The sequence below is a fragment of the Novosphingobium guangzhouense genome (genome assembly GCF_002896965.1).
GTDB classification, from domain to species: Bacteria; Pseudomonadota; Alphaproteobacteria; order Sphingomonadales; family Sphingomonadaceae; genus Novosphingobium; species Novosphingobium guangzhouense.
In genome coordinates this window covers 15292-40261 of the sequence record NZ_LYMM01000021.1, presented here as the reverse complement: position 1 = coordinate 40261, position 24970 = coordinate 15292, and the positions used below count along the sequence as shown (strand labels likewise).

The 24970-nt window shown below is 59.2% G+C and carries 21 protein-coding genes and 1 tRNA gene; 11 read left to right on the top strand and 11 right to left on the bottom strand.

Features of this window, described 5'->3' with window-relative positions; genetic code table 11:
- Positions 1-136 precede the first annotated feature (136 nt).
- A complete protein-coding gene (locus tag A8V01_RS05135; protein ID WP_103094857.1) occupies positions 137-1231 on the top strand; it encodes a fatty acid desaturase family protein in 1095 nt (364 codons plus the stop codon).
- Positions 1232-1265: 34 nt separating this feature from the next.
- Here the strand turns inward: A8V01_RS05135 and lptG are convergent, their stop codons facing one another.
- From lptG to A8V01_RS05110, 5 genes are all read right to left on the bottom strand, one after another.
- Positions 1266-2363 carry an LPS export ABC transporter permease LptG gene (gene lptG, locus A8V01_RS05130; protein ID WP_103094856.1) on the bottom strand — a complete coding sequence of 366 codons (1098 nt, stop codon included), beginning with the start codon at positions 2361-2363 and terminating at the stop codon, positions 1266-1268.
- Between the two features lies 1 nt (position 2364).
- Positions 2365-3591, bottom strand: coding sequence for an LPS export ABC transporter permease LptF (gene lptF, locus A8V01_RS05125; protein WP_103094855.1), 1227 nt, complete (start codon positions 3589-3591; stop codon positions 2365-2367).
- A 172-nt stretch (positions 3592-3763) separates the two neighbouring features.
- On the bottom strand, positions 3764-4102 hold the full coding sequence (gene clpS / locus A8V01_RS05120; RefSeq protein WP_103094934.1) for an ATP-dependent Clp protease adapter ClpS: 339 nt from the start codon (positions 4100-4102) through the stop codon (positions 3764-3766).
- Positions 4103-4284: 182 nt separating this feature from the next.
- Positions 4285-5256: a phasin family protein gene (locus A8V01_RS05115; protein ID WP_103094854.1), complete on the bottom strand. Its 972-nt coding sequence runs from the start codon at positions 5254-5256 to the stop codon at positions 4285-4287.
- Positions 5257-5533: 277 nt separating this feature from the next.
- Positions 5534-7393, bottom strand: a complete 1860-nt coding sequence (locus tag A8V01_RS05110; RefSeq protein WP_103094853.1) for a PHA/PHB synthase family protein — start codon at positions 7391-7393, stop codon at positions 5534-5536.
- 191 nt (positions 7394-7584) lie between these two features.
- Here A8V01_RS05110 and A8V01_RS05105 point away from each other — a divergent pair, with 191 nt between their 5' ends.
- Complete coding sequence (locus A8V01_RS05105) at positions 7585-8784, top strand: LL-diaminopimelate aminotransferase (protein ID WP_103094852.1); 1200 nt, start codon at positions 7585-7587, stop codon at positions 8782-8784.
- Positions 8785-8931: 147 nt separating this feature from the next.
- Positions 8932-9663, top strand: coding sequence for a winged helix family transcriptional regulator (locus A8V01_RS05100; RefSeq protein ID WP_170065838.1), 732 nt, complete (start codon positions 8932-8934; stop codon positions 9661-9663).
- Positions 9664-9678: 15 nt separating this feature from the next.
- Here the strand turns inward: A8V01_RS05100 and mobA are convergent, their stop codons facing one another.
- Positions 9679-10209, bottom strand: coding sequence for a molybdenum cofactor guanylyltransferase (gene mobA / locus A8V01_RS05095; protein WP_103094851.1), 531 nt, complete (start codon positions 10207-10209; stop codon positions 9679-9681).
- A 190-nt stretch (positions 10210-10399) separates the two neighbouring features.
- Here mobA and A8V01_RS05090 point away from each other — a divergent pair.
- A tRNA-Cys gene (locus A8V01_RS05090) sits at positions 10400-10473 on the top strand.
- A gap of 143 nt (positions 10474-10616) precedes the next feature.
- Positions 10617-11882 carry a tyrosine-type recombinase/integrase gene (locus A8V01_RS05085; RefSeq protein WP_103094932.1) on the top strand — a complete coding sequence of 422 codons (1266 nt, stop codon included), beginning with the start codon at positions 10617-10619 and terminating at the stop codon, positions 11880-11882.
- A gap of 354 nt (positions 11883-12236) precedes the next feature.
- Here A8V01_RS05085 and A8V01_RS05080 read toward each other — a convergent pair whose 3' ends face one another.
- Complete coding sequence (locus A8V01_RS05080; RefSeq protein ID WP_103094850.1) at positions 12237-12500, bottom strand: DksA/TraR family C4-type zinc finger protein; 264 nt, start codon at positions 12498-12500, stop codon at positions 12237-12239.
- Between the two features lie 149 nt (positions 12501-12649).
- On the opposite strand from A8V01_RS05080, the gene A8V01_RS05075 reads away from it, so the two are divergent.
- The 5 genes from A8V01_RS05075 to A8V01_RS28475 all read left to right on the top strand — a co-directional run bounded on the left by A8V01_RS05075 (position 12650) and on the right by A8V01_RS28475 (position 16825).
- Entirely contained in the window at positions 12650-14344 is a 1695-nt protein-coding gene (locus A8V01_RS05075) for an FAD/NAD(P)-binding protein (protein WP_103094849.1), read from the top strand.
- Positions 14341-14853 carry a DUF1543 domain-containing protein gene (locus A8V01_RS05070; RefSeq protein WP_103094848.1) on the top strand — a complete coding sequence of 171 codons (513 nt, stop codon included), beginning with the start codon at positions 14341-14343 and terminating at the stop codon, positions 14851-14853. The genes A8V01_RS05075 and A8V01_RS05070 overlap by 4 nt, the downstream gene beginning before the upstream one ends.
- 60 nt (positions 14854-14913) lie before the next feature.
- A complete protein-coding gene (locus A8V01_RS05065) occupies positions 14914-15255 on the top strand; it encodes a hypothetical protein (protein ID WP_103094847.1) in 342 nt (113 codons plus the stop codon).
- An 868-nt stretch (positions 15256-16123) separates the two neighbouring features.
- Entirely contained in the window at positions 16124-16243 is a 120-nt protein-coding gene (locus A8V01_RS29695; RefSeq protein ID WP_146037189.1) for a hypothetical protein, read from the top strand.
- A 414-nt stretch (positions 16244-16657) separates the two neighbouring features.
- Entirely contained in the window at positions 16658-16825 is a 168-nt protein-coding gene (locus A8V01_RS28475; RefSeq protein ID WP_170065837.1) for a hypothetical protein, read from the top strand.
- 601 nt (positions 16826-17426) lie between these two features.
- Here A8V01_RS28475 and A8V01_RS05055 read toward each other — a convergent pair.
- From A8V01_RS05055 to A8V01_RS05040, 4 genes are all read right to left on the bottom strand, one after another.
- Positions 17427-17678, bottom strand: a complete 252-nt coding sequence (locus A8V01_RS05055; RefSeq protein ID WP_103094846.1) for a DUF6894 family protein — start codon at positions 17676-17678, stop codon at positions 17427-17429.
- A 657-nt stretch (positions 17679-18335) separates the two neighbouring features.
- Positions 18336-19295, bottom strand: coding sequence for a histone deacetylase family protein (locus tag A8V01_RS05050; RefSeq protein ID WP_103094845.1), 960 nt, complete (start codon positions 19293-19295; stop codon positions 18336-18338).
- A 414-nt stretch (positions 19296-19709) separates the two neighbouring features.
- Positions 19710-21974, bottom strand: coding sequence for an FdhF/YdeP family oxidoreductase (locus tag A8V01_RS05045; RefSeq protein WP_103094844.1), 2265 nt, complete (start codon positions 21972-21974; stop codon positions 19710-19712).
- 12 nt (positions 21975-21986) lie between these two features.
- Positions 21987-23063 (bottom strand): catalase family protein, encoded by a 1077-nt coding sequence (locus A8V01_RS05040; protein WP_103094843.1) that lies wholly within the window; start codon positions 23061-23063, stop codon positions 21987-21989.
- Positions 23064-23427: 364 nt separating this feature from the next.
- Here A8V01_RS05040 and A8V01_RS05035 point away from each other — a divergent pair, with 364 nt between their 5' ends.
- Entirely contained in the window at positions 23428-23688 is a 261-nt protein-coding gene (locus tag A8V01_RS05035) for a hypothetical protein (RefSeq protein WP_146037187.1), read from the top strand.
- The last annotated feature ends 1282 nt before the right edge of the window (positions 23689-24970 follow it).

The window sequence follows — 24970 nt, the reverse complement described above, 5'->3', positions numbered from 1 at the left end:
AACGGAATATGAGCGCGACGTGCTGCCGATGGCGGCACGTTGTCAAGCCCGGCACTAGGCCGAACCGCGTACCAATATGCGGGGAAGCGCCGACCGGGCGGGCTTATGCCCGGAAACACTTTGGAAATCTTGTACGATGAATGCCCAGAATGCGATCAACCTGCCCTCTTCCGATGCACGCGATGGCGTGCAGGGATCGACGTGGCACTCGCAGATGCCCGACGATAAGGCCATGCTGCGCGCCGCCGTCGAACTGACGCGCGACATCGCCGCCGCCCGCCCCGGTATCTACTGGCCCGACATGCTGGGAAGCGCCGCGCTCGGCTATGCCGCGCTGGCAGGCGCGATTCTGGTCAGCAATCCGGTGTTCGCGGTGCTGCTGGGCATCATTTCCTCGCTGGCGCTCTACCGTGCGCTGCTGTTCATCCATGAACTGACCCACATCCACAAAGATGCCCTGCCCGGCTTCCGATTCGGCTGGAACCTGCTGGTCGGCATACCGATGCTGATCCCCTCATTCATGTATGAGGGCGTACATACCCAGCACCACGCCCGCACCCGTTATGGCACTGTGGACGATCCGGAATATCTGCCGCTGGCACTGATGAAGCCGTGGAGCCTGCCGGTCTTCGCACTTACCGCGATCCTGCTCCCGCCCGCCCTGCTGATCCGCTCCGCGGTGCTGGTGCCGCTTGGCCTGGTGATCCCGCCGCTACGCACGCTGGTGTGGGAGCGAGTCTCCGCGCTGGCCATCAACCCGCAGTACAGGCGCCGCAAGCCCGAAGGCGCATTTGCACGGATGGTGTTCTGGCAGGAACTGGCATGCTCTGTCTGGGCGATCGGCCTGATCGCCGCCAGCTTTACCTTTGGCTGGAGGCCGTTGGTAATTGCGCTGTGCGTGGTGTCCCTCACGGCGCTGCTCAACCAGATCCGCACGCTCGTTGCGCATCTGTGGGAGAACGATGGTGAAGCAATGACGGTCACTGCGCAGTATCTTGATTCGGTGAACGTGCCGCCCCCTGGCTTCGTTGCCGCAATGTGGGCCCCGGTTGGCTTGCGCTACCACGCGCTGCATCACCTGCTGCCGTCGATGCCTTACCACTCACTGGCTGAAGCGCATCGCCGTCTCACCAGCCATCTGGAGGAGGGATCGACCTACGGGAAGGCGAGCTACCCCGGCCTGACGCCTCTGCTTGGACGACTGGCGCGCAGTACGATGAAGCGCCGCTGAGAAGAAAACGGGGGGAAGCTCTGCCCTGCCCCCTTTATTCCTCGGTTCGGATAAGAACAGTCTCGCCGATCAGCGCAAATAGGAGGAACGGCGCCCAGGCCGCAATCAGCGGCGGATAGCCACCGAAGTTGCCCATCGCCAGCGCCGCGTTATCGAACACGAAGTAGGCAAACCCCAAAGCCATGCCGGTTACTGCGCGGATCAGAAGCGCACCGGAGCGCGCCAGACCAAAGGCTGCGACAGCGCCCAGCAACGGCATCAGCGCAGACGACAGCGGCCCCGACAACTTATGCCACCACGCCGCATCCAACTCGCCAGTGCGTTGACCGGCCTCCCGCACCGCCTTGATGGAACCAGTTAGGGTGAAGATATCCTCCGCATCAGCGTCGACCTTGGATACGAAAATCTTGATCGGCGTGATCCCAGGCGCCACCGTCGCCGAAGCGAGCCGTGTGGTCGACGTGTCGGACACCTCGAACTTGACCGGTCGATCCAGCTTCCATCCGGGATTTGCGTAAGTGGCGGTATCAGCACGCAGCATCTGGACGATCATGTCGTTATCATCGCGGTGATAATACGTCACGCTGTGCAGCGTCATCCCGCTGCCCTCACCTGACAGCGACTGCGCCAGAAGCAGGTCTCTGCCATCGGCAAGGTAGAGGTTTGCCTTGGGGCTGGCGTTCTTGGGGATCGGTCCGTAATCGACCGCTTCCCACGCGGCCAACGTGCGCGTGGAGCGTGTGACAACGCGCTCATTGAAAGCGAGGCTCACGCCGGAAATAACCAACGCCGTCAGGATGAGCGGCGCCAGCACTTGATGTGCGGAAAGACCCGCCGCCTTCATCGAGATGACCTCGCTGTTCTGGTTCAGCGTAGCCAGCGTGATAATCGTTGCCAGAAGAACCGAGTAGGGCAGGAAACGGGCGACCAGTTGCGGTATCCGCAGCGACACGTAGTAGAGCAGCTGCATCTGTCCATTGCCCTTGTAGGCAAGGATGTCGCCACTTTCGCCCAGCAAATCGAGGACCTGCAGGACCAACACAAGCATGATCAGCACGGCGACGATACGCGTCAAAAACAGGCGCGCCAGATAGAGCGTCAACGTTCGCGACGGAAAGAATTCAAAGTTCATATCAGCTCTGGTCCGCCGGCGTCGGCAAAAGCGGTCCGCGCCGGTTTCGGCGCAGCAACGATTTCAGACGCTTCACGATCTTGTCCGATGCCGTTTCCAGCCATCCGATCGCCTGACCACCGGGCACGTAAGCCACACGCCAGTACATCCACAAGATGATCGCGGCGAAGACGAAGAATGGCCCCCACAGCCCCAGAATAGGGTTCATCTTCCCAAGCGATGCCACATCATTCGCGTATTGGTTAACCTTGTGATAGGCGACCACCATCACGATCGACACGAAAAGGCCCAGCGCCGACGTTGACCGCTTGGGCGGAATTGCAAGCGCAACGCCGAGCAACGGCAGCAACAGCATCATCACCACTTCGACCATGCGATAGTTGAAGTTCGCCTGACTGGACGCTCGTTCCTCGGTTGATGTGTCTTTGTCCCAGCCCAGCTTCAGAAGTTCAGGTAGAAGGTATTCACGCTCCTGACCCCCGCGCTGACGGAACTTCTCGATCGCCGGCAGTTCGATCGGCAAGTCATGGCGCGTGAAAGTGAGTACGCGGGAAGGTTTGCCGGGTTCGTCCTGGATGATCTGGCCCTGCTCAAGCCTGAAAATGATCGTGTCGGGATTGTCCTTGAGCGCCAGAAAACGCCCCTCCCGCGCGGAAATGGACAGCACCTGCCCCTTGTCGTTCGACAGACGAGCGAAAATGCCCATCAGCTTGCGCCCATCGTCCCGGCTCTCATCAATGCGCAGGGCGATACGATCCTTGAGCGCGGTAAATTCGCCCACCTTGATGGACGCGCCGAGCGCGCCGGACTTCAGTTCGTAGTTGAGCTCTTCATAGTAGTAGCGCGAAAGCGGCTGAAGATAGCCCACAATCGCGAAGTTCGCGATCACCAGCGCAATCGTGATCATGTAGGGAACGCGCAGCATGCGGGTGTAGCTGAGGCCCACTGCGCGCATCACATCCAGTTCACTGCTGGTCGCAAGCTTGCGAAACGCCAGCAGGATACCAAGCATGAGACCAAGCGGGATGGCAAGGCTGGCGTATTCCGGCAGCATGTTCGCCAGCATTTTGAAGACGACACCGATCGGCCCGCCTTCTGTGGCAACGAAATCGAAGAGCCGCAGCATCTTATCAAGCACGAGCAACGATGCTGCGAGCAGGAATATGCCCAGCATCGGCATCAGCACGAGGCGGAAAATGTAGCGGTCCAGGGCGCTGATGAACTTCACTTAAACGTCGTCACTCAACCGTTCTCCCCCGCCCTTAACGGCTCCTGCCCGGACGGCAAAGCGAATTGTCGTATGCCGTTGCTCAATCGCAAAGCCGTCATCGCAGACGGGCATGACATGAACCGCCAACGTCGAAAGACCGAGAAGGTTGCCAATCCAGGGCCGAGCGTATTCAGGCTTTTTCGAGCGTGCACTGCAACGGGTGCTGGTTCTGCCGAGCGAAATCCATCACCTGGTTCACCTTGGTTTCGGCGATTTCGTAAGGAAAGATACCACAGACGCCCACGCCTTTCTGGTGAACATGCAGCATCACCCGAGTCGCCTGCTCAAGATCCATGTGAAAGAACCGCTTGAGGACCAGCACCACGAACTCCATCGGGGTGTAGTCATCATTAAGCATCAGCACTTTGAACTGGCTTGGCTTCTTTGGCTTTGCACGGGCTTTTGTGGCAATGCCGACCTGATGATCGTCGTCGCCGCCCCCGTTATCGGAATCACCTTCCCCCACCATGACCGTCGACGACGGAAAGGGTGAAAAGGCAAGCAGGTCGGAATCGGCGATCGGGGGAATCATGGTGCCCAGAATATCGTACCGAGGTGCCTGATAACAAGATACCCCAGCCCATATTCTCTGTCAGAGAGCTCGACTGGCCGGACGACAAGGTCGCCCGGCCAGTCAAAAGCTGTCTGAAATCAGAAAGGAGCGGCCGAGCGGGCCTTCTCGACTGCGATGCTCACACGGCCCGAAATCGGAGCGAACGTGTCGCTCATCAGCTTAAGCATGGCTTCGCTGTTCTTCGAGCTGTACGCGACGGCCGTGTCGAAATTCTTGCGAACCAGATCGCTCTGCAGCTTGAAGAAATCGGTGGGCGACTTTGCAGCCGCAAGATCTTTGATGTCGCCCGACATCTTTTCAAACGCAGCACGGCTCTCGGAAACGAATTCCGAACCGAGCGCCTGCACGCCTTCAGCGTAGATTTTGCCGGATTCGACGGCAGCTTCAACGTTGCCCTTCGCGAAGTCGCTGACTTCGCCGAGCACGCTGGTGCTCTTCTCGAAAGCAGCCTTGGCCTTGGCCTGAGCCTCGGTGATGGCGTCCTGGAAGCCAGTGAAGTTAGCGCTCATGTCCATTGTTGTTTCCTCGAGCATGAAATTGGAAAACAGTCCTGCGAAGACGGGCTTGCCCGAAACGGGCTTCGGTGCGGTCTTGGGCGCCGCTTTAGGTGAGGCCGCCTTCGGAACAGGAACAGTCGGACCCACTTCCTTGGCAACCTTTACAGCCGGCTTGGCCGGGATGACCTTTGCCGGAACAACCGATGTGACAGGCTTTGGCTTCGACTTTGCAGACGAGACCGGGCCAGCTTTGATGCTGCCTTTCACCTTTCCTGCAGATCGCTTGACCGCAGACTTGGTAACCGGAGCATTTGACGGTGGCGGCTTTGCAACGGCAGCAGGAGCCGCTTTTGCCGGGGCCGCAACGACAGGTTCAGCAGCTTTCAGCGCCACTGGAACAGCGACCGCAGACTTAACCGCTTCCACTTTCGGCTTATCCTGCGCCGGCGCAATCTTGGCAGCAGACTCCGGCGGAGCCATCACCTTGACTTCCGGCAGCTTGGGTGCCGCCACTGCGGGGGCATTGATCTTCGGGTCTTCATTGTCGGCCATCTGTATATCCAGCCTTGTTTGAAAACTTCGAATTCCATCCGGGCGCTACCCCCAGAAATCCGCAAGAGCCACGAGTCGCAAAAACCGTTGCTGCGTTGCAAAATAAGTTTTTGCAGGCGCGAAGTCAACACTCTTATGTTGCGCCGCACAATTATGCTGCATCGCACAAAATCGCCGCTACTTCCAGACGCCTGCACACTGTCGCACGCAGATTACGCCTATGTGTCAGCACGCACCGCTGCTCAGGTCACGCCGTAAAACCCCCGAAACGGAGCTTTTACCGCGTAGCGACGTAACGCCCCGGCGCATCCTCGATCACCTTGTCGCCTCGACTACCCGGCCTGCGCTTTCCTTTGGCCGGCACCTCTGCGGGATCAAGGCTTCGGAGCCATTGCACCCAATGCGGCCACCATGATCCCGGATGCTCAACCGAGCCATCTACAAATTCGGCAAGGCTTTCGGGCGAACGGTCATTGGTCCAGTATTGATACTTCCCCGCTGAGGGCGGATTGACGACCCCGGCAATATGGCCAGACCCGGCCAGCACGAAAGTCCAATCCCCGGCCAGGTATCGCGTCAACTTCCAGACGCTGACCGGCGGCGCGATATGATCCTCGCGCCCTGCCTGGATATAGCATGGAGTAGCGATGCGGTGCAGGTCGATCGGGGTACCGCATGCGGACAACGAATCGGCAACTGCCAGTCGGTTGTCGCGATAAAGATCGCGCAGATAATTGCCGTGCCAGCGAGCCGGCAGGTTCGTTACATCCCCGTTCCAGTGCAACAGGTCGAAAGCAGGATATTCTTCCCCCTTCAGATAGTTACGCTCAACGTAATTCCAGATGAGTTCATTGCCACGCAGGATGTTGAACGTCGCGGCCAGATACCGCCCGTCGAGATAACCTTCGGGAGAAAGCCTGTCGACAGTTTCGATCTGCTGATCATCGACGAAATTCTTGAGATCTCCGGCATCCTCGAAATCCACCTGTGCGGTGAAGAAAGTGGCGCTGGCGATCTTGCCCGCCTCTCCCCTGCGCGCCAGGACGGCAAGCGTTGCGGCAAGCGTCGTACCCGCAACACAGTACCCGATCGTGTGGGCCGACGGCACGGCCAACCGTGCGCATACAAAATCCACGGCCTCGATCTGGGCCGCGATGTAATCGTCCCAGAGCAGGTCGGCCATCGACGCGTCCGCCGACTTCCACGACACCATGAATACCGTAACACCCTGCTCCACTGCCCAGCGCACGAAGCTTTTGCGGGCGTTGAGATCAAGAATGTAGAAGCGGTTGATCCACGGCGGGAAAATCACCAACGGAATCTTCACGACCTTGTCGGTAGTAGGGGTATACTGGATGAGCTGAAAGAGCGGGGTTTCAAACACGACCTTGCCCGGCGTGACCGCTATGTTTTCGCCCAGCACGAAAGCACCGGGGCGCGTATGCGTGAGCTGCCCCTTGCGCATGTCGTCAAGGAGATTCTCGAACCCGCGTACAAGGCTTTCCCCACGGGTTTCCGACGCCCTTGCCAGAGCGACCGGATTGGTCAGCGGAAAATTCGCAGGGCTCAGCGCATCGACTACTGTCCGTGTCGCGAAAAGCAGCTGCGCCTTGCGCGCCGGTTCCAGGCCCTGCACTGCTTCGGCCATATCCGTCACTTGCTCGCTGATCAGCAGATAAAGCTGATGCAGCATCGCGAAGAATGGCTGGCGGCGCCATTCCGGATCGGCGAAGCGGTGATCGCGGCGCGGCAATTCAGGCTCGTCCCTTGCGTCGTCGGCCCGAGGGCCGAGCCCATATTGCCCGAACACCGCATTCACGAGGGCCAGCCCGTCATTCCAGAACTTCTGCTGCACTTCAGGGTTAGCCCAGGGAAGTTGGCGAAACACGCCCTCTGCCGTGGCGATCCACTTTGTTGGATCTGCAAAGTGAGGCGGCTTGTCAGCGGCGGCCTTGCTCAGTTGCTCTACCTGGAATTCGGTCCAGATGGAGTGCAGCCGTCCGGCAACTTCTGCCCATTGCACCGTAGCCTCCGCTTCCGGTGTCCCTTCCGCCGGCACCATCTGGCCGAGCAAGGTTGTCAGGCTCTGGACCTGGGACTTCATGACGTCGCTGATGAGGTCGGCGTCGGTAGCCATCGGCAATCGCTCTCCTTGGGATTCGCGCGCAGGGTGACAATGCCGCGGACTCCTGTCGAGCCCCCTTTGCACGCCTGGGCGCTACATTTCCTGCAATTATCTTTCGCGAGTCCCCATTTGCGCGGAAGCTCGAATCCCCTACAGGGGCCGAGCGGCAATCCTGCCGCCCAAACTACTGGATACCAGAGGTCATGGAAGACGAGTTCTACCGCATCAAGCGACTGCCGCCCTATGTCATCGCCGAAGTGAACGCGATGAGGCACGCAGCACGCCAGGCGGGCAAGGACATCATCGACCTTGGCATGGGCAATCCGGACCTGCCGCCTCCGCAGCACGTGCTCGACAAGCTGTGCGAAGTCGCTCAGAAGCCCGACGCGCACGGCTATTCGCAGTCCAAGGGCATTCCCGGACTGCGCCGTGCCCAGGCGAACTATTACGCCAACCGCTTCAATGTGGAACTGGACCCTGAGCGCGAAGTCGTCGTGACCATGGGTTCCAAGGAGGGCCTGGCCAGCCTTGCCACCGCAATCACCGCGCCCGGTGACGTTGTTCTGGCTCCGAATCCCAGCTACCCGATCCACACTTTCGGCTTCATCATTGCCGGAGCGACGATCCGCTCGGTGCCGACGACGCCGGATGAGAACTACTGGCGTTCGCTGGACCGCGCGATGGCCTTCACAGTACCGCGTCCGTCGATCCTGATCGTCAACTATCCATCGAACCCGACGGCCGAGACGGTGGACCTTGCATTCTACGAGCGGCTCGTGGCGTGGGCCAAGGAGAACAAGGTCTGGATCCTGTCCGATCTCGCTTATTCCGAACTGTACTACGACGGCAATCCGACGCGCTCCATTCTGGAAGTGCCGGGCGCAAAGGACGTCGCGGTGGAATTCACCTCGATGAGCAAGACGTATTCGATGGCAGGCTGGCGCATCGGCTTCGCGGTCGGCAACCAGAAGCTGATCTCGGCGCTGACCCGTGTGAAATCCTATCTCGACTATGGCGCTTTCACGCCGATCCAGGCAGCGGCCTGCGCGGCGCTCAACGGTCCGCAGGATATCGTCCAGCGCAACCGCGACCTTTACCAGAAGCGCCGCGATGTCATGGTCGAAGCCTTCGGACGGGCGGGATGGGACATTCCTGCCCCCAAGGCATCGATGTTCGCCTGGGCGCCCCTGCCCCCGGCGCTCAAGGACATGGGCAGCCTCGAATTCTCCAAGCAGTTGCTGACCCATGCCGAGGTCGCTGTCGCCCCCGGCGTCGGCTATGGTGAAGACGGCGAAGGCTTCGTCAGAATCGCGATGGTCGAGAACGAGCAGCGCTTGCGTCAGGCTGCGCGCAACGTGAAACGCTACCTTACCTCGATGGGCGTCAACACCCCGTCAAACTAAGGCGTAAACGGCGCAAATCGGCCTTTTCGGCACGACACCCAGGTTATCACAGGCCCATAACCCTGTAATAATATACGTGTTGTGCCGTAGGGCAAAAATGCCCCATCTGCCCCCCTCGCATCAGGACTGCGGCGATTTGGGGGGCAAATGGCGGATCTATATTCGCGGCGGGAAGTGCCGCATCATTTTCGTTGGCTTGATACGGGCAGGATCCCGATCGAGTTCGACCTGAGGGCATACGGCTGGACGCTGGATTTTGGTGGGGAACCGTCCAACGACGGTATAGGGATAATGCAAGCGGGCAGACTTGACCCTACGGAATGGGAAAGGTTGCTTTCCATACGCAGCGATGTGCGACGTTTCATTCTGCTTATAGGCTCTGCAACTGCCGGAGAACGCGCGGAGTTGCTGCAAGCCGGGTTTGGGGAAGTCGTTCATAGCACCATCGAACCCGGAGAATTCGAAGCCAGGGCCTGCAGGTTGGCGCAATTGACGCGGTGGTTGCCCCGTCATCGCAAGCTTGGCGGTCTGGAACTCGACCTTCTGGCGCGTGAAGCTTATGGGCACGGCAAATCGCTCAACCTCAATCCTCGCGAATTCGCGCTGATCTGGAGACTGGCCGACACGCCCGGCAAACCTGTCAGCAAGCAGGATCTCATTCAGGACGTCTGGCGCATGGGGTTTGTGCCTGAAACCAACAGCATTGCCGTTCACATGTCACGGCTGCGCCGAAAATTGAGCTTCGTTGGCATGGCCGGCATCATCGAAACGGCCGCAGCAGGCGGATACTGCCTGCTCTCACCGGATGAATACGACCCACAAAAGACATTCTCTGCAGATATGGTCGCTCTCAGCGCTCCGCAGCACGCGGCAGCCTGACGGGCCAGAATGCCGTCAATCAGGGAGACCTCGCGCGATCCGCGCGAGGTCCTCCGGCGTGTTGATATTGCCGACCGGCGCGGAAATCTCGACGGGTCGCGCACCGATGAGGGCCGCGAAGCGGCGCATGGAATGCGATACGTCGCTTGCCAACAGGGCATCAAGCTGCGCTGCCGTTGCGGCAGGCCACAAGCCGATGACCGGCTGGGCGGCAAGATATGCCGGCGCAGCGCCCAGAAGTTCCGGCAGGTCTTCCGGTAACAACCCTGCGTCGACACCGCAGCTCAGGACCACGTCGTACCCCTCGTCGCTGGCGTAATGCAAAGCAGCCGCCAGTCCGCCCAAGGGGCCCATTCCCGCTCTGGGCGAGTCGGGGAGCGTTGGCGCAGGAGCGGTTTCGCGCCCTGTGACCACGACATGGTCGCACCAGCCCGACAGTGCGTCGACAGCCAGTGAAATGAGCGAGTGCCCGTTGATCTGGGCAAGCGCCTTGTCGCTGCCGAAGCGGCTGGACATGCCGCCTGCAAGAACTGCTCCGAGAATCATGCACTGCTCCTTACAGACCCGCCGACCCGCAAAGAAACTCTAGGCGACCACGTGCTGGCAGGAAATGCCGCGCATCACCCCCGCTTTGCACAAGTCTCCAGGATGTGCGGCAAACAAATTCCGATAACTTTCGCGAATCCCATTGCGCTCCCTTCGATCGGTTGCTAGGCGCGCATTCCTCCACACGGATGGCCCGATGGCGGAGTGGTGACGCAGAGGACTGCAAATCCTTGCACGCCGGTTCGATTCCGGCTCGGGCCTCCATTCCCCTCTCCGGAGACGTCCACGGATGTCCGGAGAATGGCTGTTTTCCGCCGTTTTTACTGGTATAATCTCCGCTCCAATCCGGACGGGTTCAGCCGCATCCATGGCCATTGATGGTCCCGATGATGGACTCCCGCCCGACAATGCTCGGAGGTCCATCAGTGCCAGAGACGTCAGGAAAAAACGGCCTCAGCGCCATCGCGGTAAAGAACGCAAAGCCAAGAGACAAGGCCTTCAAGCTGTCCGACCGAGACGGGCTCTACCTGTTGGTTAAGCCAAGCGGCGTTCGATACTGGCGGATGAATTATCGCTTTGGAGGCCAACAGCGTACCCTGTCCTTCGGACGCTGGCCAGAAATCACGCTGGGTGAAGCACGAGACCTTCTGTTAGACGCCCGCCGCCTGCTGGCAAAAGGCATCGATCCGCTTGAGCAGGCGAGGCTCGAGAAAATCGAGCAATCGCTCGCCGCATCCAACACCTTCCAATCCATCGCCGACGAGTGGATCGCCAAGATCGAAACCGAAGGCGCCGCCCCCATGACCGTAAAAAAGGCGCGGTGGCTGTTAGCCAAAATCTATCCATCGATTGGCAAGCGACCGATTGCCGAAATCTCGGCACCGGAATTGCTGCTTGCCCTCAAGAAAGTCGAAGCGACGAAGCGGTACGATACCGCCAACCGAATCCGCACAGCGTGTAGCCAGGTTTTTCGTTACGCCATTGTCAGCGCCCGCGCGGGGCGAGATGTAGCTGCAGACCTTCGCGGCGCCCTTATCACGCCGAAGACAAAGCACCGTGCAGCGGTCACCACATCAAAAGAGGCAGGAGCATTGCTACGGGCCATCGACGATTATGACGGGATGCCCCTCACCCGAACGGCGCTTCGATTACTCGCTCATGTTTTTGTCCGACCTGGTGAGTTGCGCTGGGCCGAATGGAAGGAATTCGATCTCGAACGAAAGGTCTGGACCATTCCAGGCCCCAAGATGAAGATGGGTGTCGCACACTCCGTGCCTTTGAGCGCTCAAGCGATCGAGATCCTTGGCGAGATTGAGCATGACGCAAGCTACAGCTCATACCTCTTCCCGTCCCTGAGATCCCTGTCCAGGCCGATGTCCGACAATACACTCAACGCGGCGCTTCGCAGGTTGGGCTTCGCGAAAGATCAAATGACCGCACATGGATTTCGAGCATTGGCAGCAACCTTGCTCAACGAAATGGGGATCTGGAATCCAGACGCTATCGAGCGACAGTTGGCCCATGCAGACGGCAACTCTATCAGGAGAGCCTATGCCCGTGGGCAGTACTGGTCCGAAAGAGAACGGATGATGCAGCACTGGTCGGATCACATCGATCAATTACGCAGCGGCGCTGAAATTATCAGACCTCGCTTTGGACACAGCGCCTCATGAAATATTCTGAATTATCTATACATATTACGCACTATGTAAAATAAATATGGATGGATATGATTTAATACCAATCTCAAAAGCACTTCGCCTTCCAAAATTTCAGTTGATTCGCTGAAACCAGCTTATTTAATCATTCATTTAGCGATGTTACTTTTATATCCTCACGTAGTTTCTGGGTATGGATTGCGCATCATATCGCAACCAGCACTCACCTGCCTTTCAATCGCCAAACTCCGACGCTCAGGGCAGGCCGTCCGCTGCAGCGGCAGATGACGATCAACCCGCACTAGTCGGCGCCAACGTCCGGACGGCTAAGGCTACCACAGATTGAAATGACGGCGTTACGGCACAAGGTCAGCGCAGCTGGCTGTCCTTGCTTCCGCGTCGGTTGAACATAGAACGGGCTGGCAGCTTATCCCGTGCAGACTGGCAGACAACGCAAGTCCGTGCCCCTGGCATTGCGCGACGCCTTGCTTCTGGAATTGCTTCGCCGCACTCCTCGCACTGTGCGCTTCCGTGACCCTTTGGCAGCCGGGCACGCGCAGCCGATACGGCATCGTTGAGGCTGTCCTCAATCTGATCCTGAACGGCGCTGTCGGGCGCCCAGCCGTTCGCCATGCCACGTACCCTTTCTCTGAGTACAAGATAGGGAGCGGGACGGGGTTTGCACCACGCGCACTTCAGCCTCATGCCACCAAGACTGCCAAATTAACCTGGATCTAGCTCTTTTTTGGGAGCCAGCCCGATCTCTTAAGCATTTTTCCGGGATGACCCGATCCGTTGCGTTCGTCGGCGCCGGCCCGACCACGATATACACGCTGCGTGCCCTGTTGCAGGAGCAAGTGGGCCCGTTCGAATTGACCCTGTTCGAGAAGCAGGCGAGCGTCGGGCGAGGCACGCCTTATCGGCCCGGCTGGAACGATCCGGCGATGCTGTCCAACATAGCCAGCGTTGAAATTCCGCCGCTGGAGGAGCCGCTCGTCGAGTGGCTTGACCGGCAAAGCAATGAAAGGCTTGTCGAACTGCACATCAGCCGAGAGCAAATCGACGATCGCGCCTTCTACCCACGCGTCCTTCTCGGCGAATACTTTTACGATCAGCTTCATGCGATGCTGGAACGGGCAATGCGTTCGGGAGTGGTGGTCGACGTACGGACACGGTGCGAAGTGGTCGACGCCATCAGCACCGATGATGGAATGACTCTGCTCGTCCGACCTGAGGGCGGCAGTATTTTCGAGGCACGCTTCGACCACGTCGTGCTGGCAACGGGCCACCAATGGCCTGACCAGCCGGAGGTGCGGCCGGGCTATTTCCTAAGCCCCTGGCCAGCTTCCGAAATCGAGAAGATCCCCGCCTGCCGGATCGGCATTCGCGGCTCATCTCTCACCGCGATAGACGCCGCGGTGGCGCTGGCGGTGAGCCATGGCGAGTTCGTCGAGGATAGGGAGGGTGAACTGGTCTATGAGCCCGGCGCAGACACCGACAGCTTCCACATGACGATGTTGTCGCGCAAGGGCCTGCTTCCCGAAGCGGACTTCTACTTCCCGATACCCTACGAACCGCTCGCCATCTGCACGGACCAGGCGATCGACAGCCTGATCGCCACGCAGCCGCAGGATTCGCTCGATCACGCTTTCGGCCTGTTCAAGGAGGAACTGGCCGCAGCGGACAGTGCCTATGCCCGGCAGGTCGGCCTTGAGCACCTGAGCATGGAAGAATTCTGCGATGGCTATTTTGCCGAGCGCATGGCCGCCGATCCATTCGTATGGGCCGAACGAAATCTGGCGGAAGCGCAGGTGAATTATCAGGCGAGTCGCACCGTTGGCTGGCGCTACGCGATCCTGCGCATGCATGAGGTCATCCAACGCCTGATACCCTCTCTCGACGATGCCGATTTCCGGCGGTTCTCCCGCTTTTTTAAGCCCGTGTTCGTCGACGATTACGCCACTGTCCCACATGAATCCATCAAGCGGATGCTAGCGCTTCACAAAGCAGGCAAGCTTGATGTCATGCGGGTCGGAGAAGACTACAGGATCGACAGCTACGCGGCGGAAAGCGGTGCCGTCCTCCACCTGGATGGCGATGAGATTCATTTCCCCGTCTTCATCGAGGCGACGGGCCAACGCGCCCTGCCTGCCAAGGACTTTCCATTCGCATCGCTACGTGAGCAGGGCATCGTGCGCGACGTAGCAGCTAGCCCGTCGGCGGGTTCCTCGCGGCCCCCTTCGCGCGGGATCGTTGTCGACGACCAGTTCCACCCGATCTCGCCGGACATTCCAACGGACCAGCTGTTCTGCCTCAGCCTGCCGTTCATCATGGGCCGGCACCCTTTCATCCAAGGTATAACGAGTTCCTGCGAGATGGGCCGCATCGTAGGCGCCGAACTTGCTGCTGCCCTCGCGCGGGAGCGACCCGGCACGCTTGTGCCTGCAATTCAGACCAAGAGTGCGGCAGTGTCATGAAGCTGTTTGCGATCTACATCGGCGGCGAGTTTCCAGGTGCCAATATCGAAGTCCACGACGTGCGTTTCGTCGTTGCCGATGCGATCGAGGAAACTTACACGGCGCTGCGTCGCGATTGGTGGGGCGTACCTCGCAGTCTGCACATTGATTGCTGGGCGCATATCACCCACGCGGACGGCTACGACGTGTCTCTGCGCGCCGAGCCATTCACCGGGCCCGAGAAACTCTATTTCGTCAATCTGGGCGTGTATGAGCCCGGGGAGTTCGCGGAACGCCACCGCAACATCTTCGTCGTCGCGGAAAGCGAGCGCCAAGCGAAGTCGCGCGCGATGAAGGCGGTCAGACACTGGGCCGATCCGCACAAGGACGATCTTTACGAAGCTGAAGAGGCTTTCTACCTGACGGACCAGTCGGTCGGCGAGCGCCTGTTCGTCCATTTGACGCGAAGCTCTGCCGCCGCCGAGCCTAGCTTCATCTGTCAATACATACCGATCCGGAAAAACAGTTGAGATATCAGATTGTGCAGCGGCGACCGGACCGGTCGCGGGCAACGGTCGTTAGTACGCGCCATGGCTGACAGAGCGGCCACTGCGCGTAATTATCCCGTCACGCCCGACGGACGCTACTTCGTGGTCCGCGGCAGGCTATGGCGACTGTCTGACCCGCGCCTGCCCGAAGACCGGCGGGCGCAACTGGTGAGTGACCTGATGACCGCCCGCCGTGCGATAGCGACTGCCCGGCGTTCAAAGGATAAGGCAGCGGAGGATCAGGCGCACGCCGCAGTGGAAGCGGCCAAGCGTCTGCTGGGAGAACGGGGACCGGTTTGGTGGGACGACGGAGCTCCTGACCTCAATCGCCATATGGCGCGGAACACACCCTATGCAGCCTGGTATGCGGCCCGAACGGCATGATGTCACGAGAATGCGAGGCATTCGGCACCGTCCGGTAATTGTCTGTCCGTTTATTATGCAATGGTCGATGCCGCGTCCGCCAAGACTCAACCTTTCCGTGTCGATCTCGATTTGAAAACGCCGGATCGCCGCTCGTGACCTTAAACATCGCAATATTGATGTGGGTTAATCCGGCGCGAGAGTTCTCTGTTATCATCTCGATTCAGAAGTGCCATACTTGCCGATGGCATTTCTGCGATGATCGAGGCGCGATCTCATGGGCCGACTGCGCCTCCGTCAACGGCTTGGCCAAGGCGACCGCAACCGCCTTTGGCTACGACGCGAGCGTAGCACTTCATTCCTGCTGCGCTCGCGTCGGAAGCTGGGCTTTACGGTATTCAATTCAGCGGATTTCCACTGAGTCGATGTTCTGCGTCGGACTGCATTCCGCCAGACTCAAAACTTTGACGCAGAAGAGAATTGGTCAGCAATAATCCTGCACGTCACTTCTCAGGTTCAACATGAGACGATTCAGCCTCCACTGAATCTTCCCCCAACAGCGAAACGAATCGACAGGTCCAATTTTCCGAGGCGTCAATAATATTAACATAGATCAACTCGATTAGGTTTTCTCCGAGGACTGAGTGGGTATTTTTGCTAATGACAACGCCCGATATCTATAATTCTATCCACGATTTTCCGCCACATTTCCTAACCTTATCGTTAACTGCAAAAAATACTGATATCCTTTAATTCGTTTTCGTGCGCACAACACCGCCTCCTTAAATGAGGGGCCACTCATGTCTTTGCTACCAACGCTGACACTTACTCTACGCGAGACCGAAGTCATTCGCTTGGTGCCGATGGATTCTCCGCGAAAGAGGCGGCAATTCGTCTCGAAATTGCCCCCTGCACCGTCGAGCGTCATGTCGAGAACTTAAGGCTCAAGACGCGTTCGCGAAATCGCGCGCACGTGATCGCGCAGGTCATGACGGCGCAACTGATCTAATCACATCGGGGGGTGGACGGCACTGAGCGTGGTCGCGCTTCGCGGTGCCGTCCGGGTTGCGCCTCTAACGGGACGAAAATCTTCGGACAACCCAAGAAACGTCCAGCCAGATTTCAATTACATTTGTATCGCCGGATTCGGTTGAGAAATCGTCGTTCAGCTGTGCGCAATTGGCATCGGTTTGGACGTTGTTTCTATCTCGGACCGGAAGAAAAAGGCGAAGGCAATGCCAGACCACGCCTATTGATGCTGCGAATTTCATTTGACTTGCAGGTGCGATCACCGGGCAAAAATCTCTCAAGCTCGCGATATCGCTGATCTGACTAAGAGCATTCCGGCTTCATGATCTATGTTATTGCGCCGCCGAATAAGAGAGCTGCACGAGTAGTGGGTTGCGGGTGTGAAAGGGGGCGCATGTCACATATCGATTCACTGTCCCCAGGAATGCTTACACTTAGCGCGGCCGGGGTGATTGCCGTGGCAAGCACCATAATGGGCGACTTTGGTTTGCCGCTGTGGGGCAGGATCGTCCTCAGGGCTGTTGGCGTGGCGGCAATCGCACTCGGTCTGGCGCTCGCCTGACCCACTTATCATCAAAAATTTTGCGTGCCGGTTGACCAACAAAAGATGCGCCGGATCTGTTGCGCCGACGACCTTCATCCAAAGGCTGGACACTTGGGCCCAGAGGGCTTCCAGTACGCGACGAACCGATGACCGAGTCGGGAACGGGGATGCTTTAAGACCCGTTTATAAATCAAACAGACCAAACCAGTCGCAGCCTCGTGGCCCGGTTATTGCTCCCACCACTCCCTCCGTTGGAACTGGGCCACCATTTTACTCACTTCAGAAACGGCTCTGTGCTCCCCTTTCTAAGAGGACAGAGCAGCATGCATGCCAGATATCCCGACGTACATGCGCCGGGAAATAATGTGACCCGAGCGGTTCACAGTATCGTGGGTGTCAGGCTTATTTTCCACCAGTACCTGGGCCTGCCACTTACTTCACGCTTTCGGTCCTACTGATCATCTGATGTGTCGACTGCTCGGCAAACTCGCGCGCCGGCTGCTGGTTGAGAGCCCCTATGCAGTGGCGCGAGGCAGGTAGCCCGCACTCGGCGACGCGCTCCTGAAAGGCCCGATGCTCACGCTGAAAATGGAAACCGCGATACCATCGCCTGACGACATCAGTCCGTCTTTGCTCCCATGGCGGGTGCGTCGATGATCGACGCAATCACGGTGAACAGGATCAATCCCGAGTCGTCTGTCACCTCAACGCGAAGATCGTCACATCCCTGTCGCTTCGAGGCCTTCTCAGTGAGAATCTCCGCAACATACCGCATCGCATTGCACTTTGCGTCGACTACGTCTTCCAGTTCCGTTCCGGTTGGGTCCGGCGTGGCGCTTCCGTTGAAGGCGTTGAAATGGAATGTTTGCAAACTCTCGTCCTTGTCACGACTTTTCCCCTTCGCTTAAGCGATAGTGCAATAGCGGCATGCGAAGTTCCCTGCGGAACCGCCCGACGCTGCCCGCATGCGACAGATTCAATGCGCCACGCGTGCGGGTGTCGAATGTTTGCCCGCAATGGCCCCGATTCTTTGCGTTAACGGATTCGGGAGAGAAATCGGTATGGGTCTCCAGCTGCACCAGTAGGCGCTACGTCCGGCTCAAGTTCGCGGATGACGAGGTTGACCACCTCCAAAATCTCACGCTCATGTTTTAGCCAATGGGAAAGCGAGGTATTTCCAAGTGCCGCGATAACGTCGGCTTCAGTAGCGGCACGAAGCTTTACTTCACACATGCGTCCTCCAGCGTTTGAACCAAGTTAGGGCTCATCGGCTGGTTCTGTCATTCATCCAGGTTATCTCAGTGCGAATGTAGCGCTTTCCTTACGAGGCGCGCTCATGTTCCGCGTGATCAACGATTTTCGGCGCCGTTGAAGTTCGGCGCATCGTCCCCCTGCAATACCTCGCGCCCAGCCCGGGCACGCCTTTAGGTAAACGATCAACGGGCGGCGAGGCGTATCACCCAATACGATCGATGCGAGGTCTATTGCTGTCCGCCGAGCCCGGTGCCGCCCGGTGCCGGTTTTTAGATCAATCTCGAGATGAAATCCGAGCCCAAGATCTCCTATCCCCGCGCAATCGGGCAGCATCCCCGGCGCTGATCGCGGCGCAAAGCGTGAGGATCGTATGGGCGTGCCGCATGGCCACGGCTTCGCGGTCCGCGCCGTAACCGCCGCCCAGCGTGCTCGCCAACGGAACGCCGCGCTGCCTGGCTTCTGTCGCCACGAATCGATCGCGTTCCGCAAGGCCCCCGTCGCTCAGCGACAGCCGACCAAGCTTGTCGTCTGCATGCGCGTCGACGCCGGCCTGCAGAAGGATCAGTTCCGGTGCGAAATGATCGAGGACCATCGGCAGCGATCCGGCCAAAGCCTCCAGATAGACCGCATCGCCTGTTCCATCGGGTAGCCCGACATCCAGTGATGAGCGGGCCTTGCGGGTGGGGAAGTTCTTCTCGGCATGAATGGACAGGGTGAATATTTCGCTGCGCCCTGCAGTAAGGGCCGCAGTGCCGTCGCCCTGGTGCACGTCGAGATCGAGTATCAGGATGCGCGAGACGTCACCCTCCTCGATCATCCGGTTGGCGGCGAGCGCCAGATCATTGAACACGCAATAGCCTGCGCCAGTGTCGGCCAAGGCATGGTGGCTGCCGCCGGCGGAATTTGCAGCATACCCATGTTGCAACGCCAGCTTAGCCGCGAGCCATGTTCCTCCGGGGGAGAGTTGCGACCGCCGGGAAATCCGCTCGTCGATCGCAAAGCCGATCCGACGCTGCTTGGTCGCTGGCAACGAGCAACTGATGACTTCGCCGACATAGGCGGGGTCGTGGACAGCCTCGAGCCATTCTCTTGGCATGATCTCGGGCGCATGGACCGTCATTGGGACGCCACTTTCGCTCAGCGCGCGCATCACCAGCGCATACTTGTCATGCGGAAAAGTGCCGGTGCGGTCGGTTTCGACCACATAACCGGGATGATGAACGACATGCAGCATGGCCTGGCAGGTATAATGCCAAGGCGCGCAGGTCGAGCAGCATTGCTGGGAGTAGGGAGCTGACGACTCTACAAAAGGCGTGTGTGGGACAAGATGAAGGCCGAAGCATTTCGAGATTTAAAACGGGAGATTTTTTCCGCTACGGTGGAGACAACGGCGCTTATCGCGGACCGGACGGCGCCAGCGATCCCCTCCCGTCGTCAACGCAGTGCGGCTAGGAATGGCCGGCCATGCCGCACAGCTTCAAGCGCGCGACGCCGATGTGGCACGCCGCTAGCCATGCCTTGAAAGGCTCGGATCATGTGAGCATTTCGTGGGGTATGGTAAGACGTGTCAACGCGAAGGTGCAATGGCCTCACGGGTCCTCAGTGACGTAACCACCTGATCCTTACAACCCTTACATCGGACGCGCGATCAGCCTGGTCGGATCTGGACGGGAATGCCCTTTGCTGCAGGAGTCTTCGACAAGCGATCATGATGATCCAGCGGTACGAGAGGATTGAGCTCAGGAAAGTAACCGGCGAGGCTGCCACAAGGGATGTCGTAAGGCGTTACCGCAAGTCCGCGTACGATGCGCTTGATGCCGTCTTCGCTGTCTGTCTCGAGTTGCACCAACGCGCCTTCTTCCAGCCCCGCCTGCGCAATGTCGAAGGGGTTCATCAGCACAATCATTCGGGAGCCTTCAAGGCCGCGCAAGCGGTCCGAATGGCCGTACACAGTGGTGTTGAACTGGTCGTTCGAGCGCAGCGTAACCAACGTGTAGCGTCCAGCGGCGTCCTTGATGGCATTGGTGCTAAGCGTATCGGGCACGGTAAACTCGGCCTTGCCGCTCTGTGTTTTCCAGATCCGGTCGCGAGCCGGGTTGCCGCGATAGAATCCGCCGGGCGTGTTCATCCTCGCACTCATATCGTGGAACTGGTCCGGGTAAGTGCGGGCGATGAGATCGCGGACGTTGCCATAGTCGCCGGTCCATTCGTCCCAATGCCAAAGCGGATGATGCGGCAGGGTGGCCTTTGCGATCGCAGCGACGATAGCGAGTTCGGATTTGAGATCCGGGCTGGCTGGTTCACGGCGACCGATCGACCCGTAGATGTGGCTGAAACTGTCTTCTATGGTGACGGTCTGCGGGCCCGTCTCCTGCATGTCCTCCTCCGCACGGACGAGGCACGGGAGGATGTAAGACTCATCGCCTGGTAGCAGATGCGTGCGATTGAGCCGCGTGGCGATATGCACCGTCAGTTCCAGATCCCGCCACGCGGGGTGAATGCGCGACTGGTCCGGAACCGCGCGCGCCAGATTGCCGCCAAGCCCGATGAACCCTTTGGCGCTGCCATCGAGCACTGCTTCGAGGAATTCGACGGTCGTGTGACCCTTTTCAGTGGGCGGATCGAATCCGAAGATTTCACGAAGTTTGTCCAAGGGCACCAACTCTGGCTTTTCGGAAATTCCCACGGTGCGTTGGCCCTGCACGTTGGAGTGCCCGCGAATGGGCTGGCACCCGGCGCCTTGCCGACCGATATTACCTCGAAGGAGGAGAAGGTTGACCAGCATTCCAATTGCCTGCGAGCCATGGACCTGCTGCGTCAATCCCATGCCGTAGATACCGATAACGTTATTCGCCTCCGCATAAACGTCACCTGCCGCCTCCAGTTCAGCGCGGGTCAGACCGCTCACGCGCTCTATCTCAGGCCAGCCGGTCGCCTCGGCTTCGGCGATGAAGTCGGTCTCGCCCTTGCAGTGTTCATCCAGAAAGGCACGATCGAGGACATTACCGTCGCGCGCTTCGCGCTCGAGGACGCGCTTGCACACGCCCATGAGCGCGGCAATGTCTCCACCCGGACGGACCTGCAGGAACTGGTGCGCGATCTTCGTCGGCTTCCCGAGCGTCATCTGCCACGGATTTTGTGGATCGACGAACTCGAGCAGTCCCTTCTCGCGCAAGGGATTGAACGCGATGATCTTGCAGCCACGTTCTACTGCGTCCTTGAGTGGATGGAGGATGCGGGGGCTGTTCGTCCCGGGGTTCTGCCCAAGATAGAAGATGGCATCGCAGTGGGATAAATCTTCGAACGTGCAGGTTCCTACCGGTGAACCGATGACCTTCGTAAGTCCGACCGAGGTCGTCTCGTGACACATATTGGAGCTGTCGGGCAGATTGTTGTGCCCGTACATGCGCGCGAAGACGCCATAGAGATACGATGGCTCCAGAGCCGCCTTGCCAGAAGCGTAGAATGTAACCGACTTGGGCTCCAGTCGCTGCAGGGTTCGACCGATGGCCGCGAAAGCCTCGTCCCAGGAGACGGGTACATAGCGATCGGTCTTTGCATCGTAGCGCATGGGTTCACTCAGACGACCGGCCATCTCGAGATCATGGTCAGACCATGCCGCCAGTTCGATCACGGAGTGCGCGGAGAAGAACGCGGGGGTACACCGTTCGGAAGTCAGGTCCCAAACGGTTGCCTTTGCGCCATTTTCGCAGAATTCGGCAACGTGGGGATTGGGAGGCTTCGCCCAGGCGCAAGAACTGCACATGTAGCCTTCCGGCTTGTTCTGCTCGGCCAGGGTGCGCAGTGCGGCGGGGGAGGCCTTGGCGTCGCGCTCGACCCGGACCATACCTTTCAGCGAACCCCACCCTCCGGTAGCACCGTCATAATTCCTTGGCTTTGCCGGTTCGTCCATACCGATATCCCTTCAAGCAGTGGGTTCGTGCATGGGACAGCCATTGGCAGTTGCCCTAAAATCGGCAGAGTGCTGATATGCGCCACGCCGGGCACGGTTGACGCCTCCCAGCGGTCGATGCGCGGCAAGGCCCGTCCAGACCGAGAAGCGCATGGCCTCGTCGACTTCACGCACCCGTTCGGCATCCCAGCTGTCCTGACGCGGCACCCGCAAACGGGCAACTTCGATGAAGGGCGCGTCATCCTCTTTCCACTCGACCGAGGCATCTTCGATCGGCTGGCGATTGGCGTCGCGTCGCAATTGGACCTCGAACGCCCATTCGGCATCGATACCGTCCATGTCGGTGCGCACGGCCTCGCGGATGGCGTTGGGATGGCCCTTCGTTCGAACTTTTCTCTCGGTCAGTATGGTAAGGTTCGCGCTGACGGGCCGCAGCCGGAATTTGGCCACATATTCGCCGTAGCGAAAGGGCGTGACGCTGAAGTAGGTTTCTCCCAGCGGATGCACCTGAGGCGCACCCCCAAGGCCTGCGAGCGCGGTGCTTTCCATGCCAACCGCGCCCAGCATTGCATTCACCGCCTGCAGTATCTTGGACGCCAGAACCTTTGCTCCCTCTGCCCGGTCGGTCGTCTTGGCAAGCAGCTTGAGGCTTCCGGCAAACTTCTTCGCGTCGGGCGCGGTGAAGACCGGGCCGTTGACCATGATGAAGTCCTGCGTGGATCCTTGCGCACCGGGCAGGCGCTCGCCCTCTACACCCAAGACCTTGAGAGCCAGACCACGCGGCAGTGCCACGGCATCGTCAAGGATATCGCCGGGGTTCGTCGAGATGCGCAAGTAGACGCGATAGCTGCCCGGCGTTGCGAAGAGCCCCTGCGCCAGTTCGGGCGGTAGGACCTCGGCCACGGTGAACGTACCTTCAAGTATGCCGTGCGCCTTGGCATGGACCGCGCGCACGGCGCGGCCATAATCTTCATAAGTAGTCTGAAGGATCTTGTCGAAAGAAGCATTGATCGAGGCAAGCGTTTCGCCCTCGTCATCCTGCAACGTTTCGATCTCGGGGGAATAAGGTAGCGGCGGCGAAAGCGTCATGGGCACTGCTCCTGAGGCGAGGCATATTGGCATCCGCCCAGCCCCGCTTGTGCAAAGGATAACAAGTTGGGCACGGTTAAGTGCCTGAGTTTCAGGAAGCATGCTGTGGCAGGTTGCTGACTACCGGCTTTCCGACAGGCATTCGCGGATAGGTGCCCGTCCGGTGTCAGGCTCTGACGGAAGGCAAGGCAGTAGCTTTCCCCGCCAGCTTCTCCGTCGACGGGAATGTCGGATTAGCCGGGTCGATCGAACGACGCCTTTCTTTCGGCTGATCATGCGGGATGCCGACTTGGGCGCAATTCACGGAACTCGGGCTTCCGCGCGTATTTAACGAGAGCGTCTCACAAATACGAAAGGAACGGGAATGATCCGCAAGCTCGCCCTTTTGGGTCTCGCCACATATGCCGGCAAAAAAATACTTGCTCGCTCGTCGTCCTCTGGCAAAGCAGTTTCGGTTGGCCATGCCCCGACCGACCTCGATCGCGCCCCTCTTCGTAAACATGCTGGTCGCGCCGGCCCCCATTTTCGTCCAGATCTGCATGGACCTGTGCCACCGGAGGATCTCGAAGGACTCCGCCCGGTGACAGTCGAACCGTCGCGCCAGCCTTTCGGCGTCGCAAGCTGAGCGCGGAGCCGCAACATGCAGAACAGCATTGAGAAGAGCTACGCCACGCGGGCTGAAGCTGACCGGGCTGTCGAGCGCCTCGTCCAGCAGGTGGCTTGTCTCGTAGCGACATATTCGTAACCACGGCCAATGAGGACAACAGTGCAGGCAAGAGACCCAGTGGAGGAGATGCTCGCGCACAATTGGAAGACGAGCGCACTGACGCCCCGCTCGCGGGCGAGATAACGATCTCGGTCGACATCAATGATGCCGACAAGGATCAGGCAATCCGCGAAGCACTCGGCAATCTCTCCGACAATTGATCCGTGATCGCTTTTCACGTCAGCCGGACCTCACCATCGGTGCCTCGTTGGCGCCGCAAATCCCGGCTACCTGATGATGCGTGTGCTGAGGTGGCTCACCCACGCGCATCCCTCAATCGCCGACCATAGGTAGTTCCGACCTCGACACACCTCTTCAGACTTGCGGTTTCAACGCGAGCGATTTCCCCGGGAACCCTTCGGTCCTTGAGGAATTGTTGGGGCAAAGCACAAAAGCATGCGATCCTCTAGCCCGACCGCGCTTCCACCACTCACCGCCGGTCGGGCTGACCTTCTCCACATATCACCGCTTGGACCGTCCACGGCACACATCTGGTCTTGGACGGCTCCCATTTCGCAGATCAATCGTTCGGCAGGTTGGAGGGACGGAACCCCATTTCCTGCAGAACACACACAAGTTCGTCCGCGTCTTTTCGAATACGAGCCTCCCACTCCGAGTGTTGCAAGTAACCTAATGCAGATCGCTGGAATGACGCCGCAGCTCGAGCGGCATCACGCAGGATTTTTGGTGAGTGCGACGACAACTTATGTACTCCGGTTACCCTCGCGGGTCTGACAGCGAAGCTTAGTTAGGAACAAAAGCCGAAACAGCCATTGATCTATGTTGGGATGGGTTCGGCGCTGGCGACGAGTCACCGTCATGTTGCGACCGGCGCCGGTACCGAACGGTTTGGAGCGCGGGTCGGCGGGACGGCTCGGTTCGATGACGCATTCGCCAAGAACCGATGGGCGCGGGTTTCTTCAAACGTGCAAGCCGCGCGAGGCTCCCTTAAGCTGATCCTCATCCAGAGGTCGCCGCGCTAAGCGGCGCTAGACAGCAACAAAGCGAGCCAGTCCGAAGATTTACCCCTTCGACTATGGCCTTACGATTGTATCTTCACGTGATCGCTGGGCATGGCCCGCCCGGCAAGTCGGTTCCGCTCATCACTGACATCGGTCGGCTTGAGACGCGAGACGTCTAC

Coding starts and splice junctions, on each gene's coding strand:
- A8V01_RS05105 (WP_103094852.1), top strand. CDS start 7,585: ATGGAAGACGAGTTCTACCGCATCAAGCGACTGCCGCCCTATGTCATC.
- A8V01_RS05035 (WP_146037187.1), top strand. CDS start 23,428: ATGATCCGCAAGCTCGCCCTTTTGGGTCTCGCCACATATGCCGGCAAA.
- A8V01_RS05045 (WP_103094844.1), bottom strand. CDS start 21,974: ATGGACGAACCGGCAAAGCCAAGGAATTATGACGGTGCTACCGGAGGG.
- A8V01_RS05070 (WP_103094848.1), top strand. CDS start 14,341: ATGAAGCTGTTTGCGATCTACATCGGCGGCGAGTTTCCAGGTGCCAAT.
- A8V01_RS05135 (WP_103094857.1), top strand. CDS start 137: ATGAATGCCCAGAATGCGATCAACCTGCCCTCTTCCGATGCACGCGAT.
- A8V01_RS05080 (WP_103094850.1), bottom strand. CDS start 12,500: ATGGCGAACGGCTGGGCGCCCGACAGCGCCGTTCAGGATCAGATTGAG.
- A8V01_RS05040 (WP_103094843.1), bottom strand. CDS start 23,063: ATGACGCTTTCGCCGCCGCTACCTTATTCCCCCGAGATCGAAACGTTG.
- A8V01_RS05065 (WP_103094847.1), top strand. CDS start 14,914: ATGGCTGACAGAGCGGCCACTGCGCGTAATTATCCCGTCACGCCCGAC.
- clpS (WP_103094934.1), bottom strand. CDS start 4,102: ATGGTGGGGGAAGGTGATTCCGATAACGGGGGCGGCGACGACGATCAT.
- A8V01_RS05050 (WP_103094845.1), bottom strand. CDS start 19,295: ATGCTGCATGTCGTTCATCATCCCGGTTATGTGGTCGAAACCGACCGC.
- lptG (WP_103094856.1), bottom strand. CDS start 2,363: ATGAACTTTGAATTCTTTCCGTCGCGAACGTTGACGCTCTATCTGGCG.
- A8V01_RS28475 (WP_170065837.1), top strand. CDS start 16,658: ATGTCACATATCGATTCACTGTCCCCAGGAATGCTTACACTTAGCGCG.
- A8V01_RS05085 (WP_103094932.1), top strand. CDS start 10,617: ATGCTCGGAGGTCCATCAGTGCCAGAGACGTCAGGAAAAAACGGCCTC.
- mobA (WP_103094851.1), bottom strand. CDS start 10,209: ATGATTCTCGGAGCAGTTCTTGCAGGCGGCATGTCCAGCCGCTTCGGC.
- A8V01_RS05100 (WP_170065838.1), top strand. CDS start 8,932: ATGGCGGATCTATATTCGCGGCGGGAAGTGCCGCATCATTTTCGTTGG.
- A8V01_RS05075 (WP_103094849.1), top strand. CDS start 12,650: ATGACCCGATCCGTTGCGTTCGTCGGCGCCGGCCCGACCACGATATAC.
- A8V01_RS05115 (WP_103094854.1), bottom strand. CDS start 5,256: ATGGCCGACAATGAAGACCCGAAGATCAATGCCCCCGCAGTGGCGGCA.
- A8V01_RS05110 (WP_103094853.1), bottom strand. CDS start 7,393: ATGGCTACCGACGCCGACCTCATCAGCGACGTCATGAAGTCCCAGGTC.